This window comes from Streptomyces sp. NPDC104814, assembly GCF_055583185.1.
This window is the reverse complement of sequence record NZ_JBVJOL010000023.1, coordinates 1-3,692: the sequence shown is the minus strand read 5'-3', so window position 1 is coordinate 3,692 and position 3,692 is coordinate 1. Positions and strand designations below refer to the sequence as shown.

General features: G+C 71.1%; 2 protein-coding genes and 4 pseudogenes. 2 read left to right on the top strand and 4 right to left on the bottom strand.

Features of this window, described 5'->3' with window-relative positions:
* Window positions 1-122: 122 nt before the first annotated feature.
* Window positions 123-263 (top strand): annotated as a pseudogene (locus ACZ64A_RS36845) (transposase); the annotation flags it as partial.
* A gap of 3 nt (window positions 264-266) precedes the next feature.
* Here ACZ64A_RS36845 and ACZ64A_RS36840 read toward each other — a convergent pair.
* The 3 genes and pseudogenes from ACZ64A_RS36840 to ACZ64A_RS36830 form a co-directional block, all read right to left on the bottom strand.
* Window positions 267-588 (bottom strand): annotated as a pseudogene (locus ACZ64A_RS36840) (dihydrofolate reductase family protein); the annotation flags it as partial.
* Between the two features lie 172 nt (window positions 589-760).
* On the bottom strand, window positions 761-1,759 hold the full coding sequence (locus ACZ64A_RS36835; RefSeq protein WP_469816404.1) for a YdcF family protein: 999 nt from the start codon (window positions 1,757-1,759) through the stop codon (window positions 761-763).
* Window positions 1,760-1,941: 182 nt separating this feature from the next.
* Window positions 1,942-2,160, bottom strand: a pseudogene (locus ACZ64A_RS36830) (toxin Doc); the annotation flags it as partial.
* 486 nt (window positions 2,161-2,646) lie between these two features.
* On the opposite strand from ACZ64A_RS36830, the pseudogene ACZ64A_RS36825 reads away from it, so the two are divergent.
* Window positions 2,647-3,423, top strand: a pseudogene (locus ACZ64A_RS36825) (hypothetical protein); the annotation flags it as partial.
* A 129-nt stretch (window positions 3,424-3,552) separates the two neighbouring features.
* Here the strand turns inward: ACZ64A_RS36825 and ACZ64A_RS36820 are convergent.
* Window positions 3,553-3,651, bottom strand: coding sequence for a helicase associated domain-containing protein (locus ACZ64A_RS36820; RefSeq protein WP_469816405.1), 99 nt, complete (start codon window positions 3,649-3,651; stop codon window positions 3,553-3,555).
* Between the last annotated feature and the right edge of the window lie 41 nt (window positions 3,652-3,692).

Sequence of the window (3,692 nt, the reverse complement as noted above, 5' to 3'; positions counted from 1 at the left end):
CGGCTCGATCACCGCCCACGACTCATCGGTCAGCTCATGACGACGCACCACGAACAGACCAACGAGCGCACCACTTTGCGGACACGGCCTAGGGCGTTTCCTTCGGATCATCTGATCGTTGGTTGAGTGTGTCGTTGACTGACGCCCAGTGGGCGAGGATCGAGCCGTTGCTGCCGGATCGGACTCCGAAGCGGGGCGGGCGGTGGCGAGATCATCGGCAGGTGATCGACGCGATCGCGTTCAAGTACCGCACCGGCACCCCGACCTCGACTGGATCGGCTCGGTTCGTCGACGTCGGTGACGAACCGCGCGTGGCCGGGCGCACTCGTCACCGACGTCTACGTGGTGGGTGAGGACGAAGATGGGCACGCCGTCGTGATGGTCGCCCTGCCAGCGCCGGGCGAGCTCGAAGGTCCGCCGGCCGGAGATCAGCGCGCCGGTCGCCAGCGCCTCGCGGTAGACCTGGCCACTCGGCCCGTCGGACTCCTGGGCGTCGAGCCAGTCGAAGAGCCGTCCGCCGTCCCGCCCCAGCTCCTGACCTGGCCGGTCGTCCGGCCCGGCGATCAACCCGTCGAGCGACATCGACATGTACAGCCGAATCGGCTGGGGCGTCGTGGGCTCCCTCGCTCCGCCACGCCTCCGGCCCCGCGGCCCCTGCTCGGTCGACGGAGGTGCGTGTACAGGGGAGACTGCCGACGACCGGCGAACTCATCGCACCGGCACGCCGAGGAGGGGGTCACCGAAGGGCGCGAGGACTCGCTCAGCGCTCGAAGACTGCCGTCGCCACGGGCACCGCCAGTAGCAGACTGAGCCCGATCAGCGGCAGCCGGTCCAGCCACAGCACGGCGGCGAACTCGCGCAGGGTCGCGGAGAGCCAGTACGTGGGGGAGGTGGGCGCGCCGATGACGTCGACGGCGACGCCGGCGCGGCGGGCCAGCAGGGTGGTGCGGTAGACGTGGAAGCCGCTGGTGACCACCGTGGCACGGTGGCCGGGACCGGCGCGGTCCATGAGGGTCGCGCTGAAGCGGAGGTTCTGCTGGGTGTTGACGGAGCGGTCCTCCCGTACGATCCGGTCGCAGGACACACCGCGGGCGCGCAGGTAGTCGGCCATGGCGTCTGCCTCGGAGACGGCCTCGTCGTCGCCCTGGCCGCCCGAGACGACGAACGTCACGGGATCCGTGTCCGGTGCGTCGGAGGCATCGACCGCGAGGGCGCGTTCGAGCCTGCGTCGCAGCAGCGGGCCGGGCCGGTCGCCGTCGAGCCCGGCGCCCAGGACGACGACGTGGGTGGTCCCCGGCGGCGGGGTACTGCGGCCCCGGACGACCACGTATCCGGTGAACACCAGGAACAGCAGGCTGAGGTATCCCGCGGCCGCGTTCACCGCGACCATGAGACCCCCCGCCACCTCGCCGCCCACCAGGTGCAGCACCATGTCGAGGCCGGGCACCGTCAGCACCGCGCAGCCGGCGGCACCGGTGGCGAGCAGCGGCGTCTGCGGTCCGTAGCGCCGGACCAGGAGGACGGCGTCGACCAGCAGGAGCAGGCCCAGCGCGAGCGCCCCGAGCAGGGCGGCGACGGCGAGCACGGTCGCGAGGGTGTGGTGGCTCTCCGCGCTGCGGGCGCAGACGCCGAGTCCGGCAGACGTCACCGCGAGACAGAACAGGACAGCGGTGGAGAACCGGTACGGTGCCAGCACGGCATGCACGAGGCCGCCCGCGGCGAACGCCGCCGCCGCAAAGTACTCCGGGTACTCCGGCACGTCCCGCACCACTCCGCTCTCACGTCCGCCGGGCCACTGGACCCGTCCCCGACCGCCTGACGCCGCCTGCGCGTTCCCGGACCCGCGCAGCGCGGCGGTCTTGGTGCGGACGGCCGCCCGATATCCTCGCAGACCGGCCGCAAGGCGCCGCAGGCGGGCGGCCGCTGCCGCCGTCTCCTGGATCAGATGCGCCAGGAACGCAGGGCTTCGGCGACGGCGTAGATGCTCAGCCGGGTGTCGCGGACCTTCCTGACGAGGTCGGACAGGGCGCCGTACGGCGGGTCGATGCCTTCGCCGGACTGGTCCATGTACTGGGCGGCGACGAAGGCGGCGAAGAGGCTGTTGCGGTGGGGGAGCGGCTCGAGGCGGGCGATCGTGTGCAGGAGCGCGGCCGCGCGCCAGCAATTCCACGCCCTGCGCGCTGGCGAGATCCGTCACCTCACCCGCAACGACGCCCGCGACCTCCCCGCGGGCCGTCTGCACGTGGCGGGCCGCACCTTCGCAACTCGCCGAACCGGCCCGCACCCAGCTGGCCGCCTACCTCACCCACCGCCATCAGAGCCGGCCGCACACCGCCAACACCCACTTCTTCCTCACCAGCCAGACGGCTCTGTCGACCACACCCGTGAGCCAGCCCTGGCTCTACCGGAAATACCCCGCCTCCAGCCACGCGCTGCGCGACGACCGCTTCCTTGACGAGGTCCAAGCCGCCCACGCAGACACACGGATGATTGTGAGCTGTTCGGCCTGAGCATGCGGGCCGCCGTCCGGTACACAGCCACACGCTCACACGCAGAGCTCCCGGCACCACAACCGGCGCGGACTTGTAACAGCGCCTTCAGGATCCCTGGACGTCGTGGGGAGCTCGGCCGCGCCCCCCAGGCGGCTCTCTGGCGGATGAGGATGCCTACGAGGGTGTGCTGCCTTCACTGCTGTCCGCACGCAACCCACGTACCCGTGCGGCTGGCGTCACCGCGCTGAGACAGGCGGGGCGCCCAAAACAGGCGCTGCCGTTTCTCAGCGACCGTTCCGCGCTCGTGCGTGCTTGCGCCCGGTATGTCGTAAGGCAGCATGGAGTTGACCCGGCAGCCTGGTACCGGGAGCGGTGCACGGCACCAGACGACCCCCACTTGCCGCCCGGTGCGGTCATCGGGCTGGCCGAGTGCGGGACCCGCGCGGACGCCGGGCTGCTGTGGCCGCTCCTTGTACACTCGGCGGCCGCGGTGCGGGCGCGAGCGGTGGCAGGACTGCGGGAACTAGACTGCGCGGAGGCGAAGCAGTTGCGGCCGCTCCTCGACGACCCTGCAGCCAGTGTCGTCCGCGAGGCCACCGCCGCCCTGCTGCCCTCGGCCAAGGAACTGCCCGCCGACTGGCTATTGGAGCGCACCAGCTTTGAGCAGCCGCGACACGTCCGCGTCGGAGCCTTCCGGCTGCTCGACTCGCACGGCGGCATCGTGGCACTACGGGCGGCGGTCGGTCTGCTCGAGGACCCCGATATCAAGCTGCGCACCTGGGCCGCGCAGTCAGTACAGCGCTGGCACCCGTCGCCGGACGGGCGTCGCGGCGACGCGGAGGTGGGTGAACTGCTCGACCGGAGCCGACACCTCTTCAGCGACCACGTACTGCGCCGACGCAAGTGGGAAGCGGGGGTAGTGGACAGTTGAAATCGCGTCGCGGTCGACAACCAGCTCAGGACTGGCCGTCCGTGGTCCTGGTGACAGCACGCATGCCTTGGTGACAACTACCGCGCCTCGCCACACGTACGCGCCAGCTGATTGACGCCAGCTTGGCGGTCACCAGTGCATGTCGAGGGCGTCGAGTTGGGTGCGGCGTTCCGGGCTGAGTCGGTCGGCGCGGCGTCGTGTGTTGTCGAGCCAGGTTCCCAGCTTCACGGCCTGCTGACCGTCACTCTCGCCCTCGTCGACGTACTCGA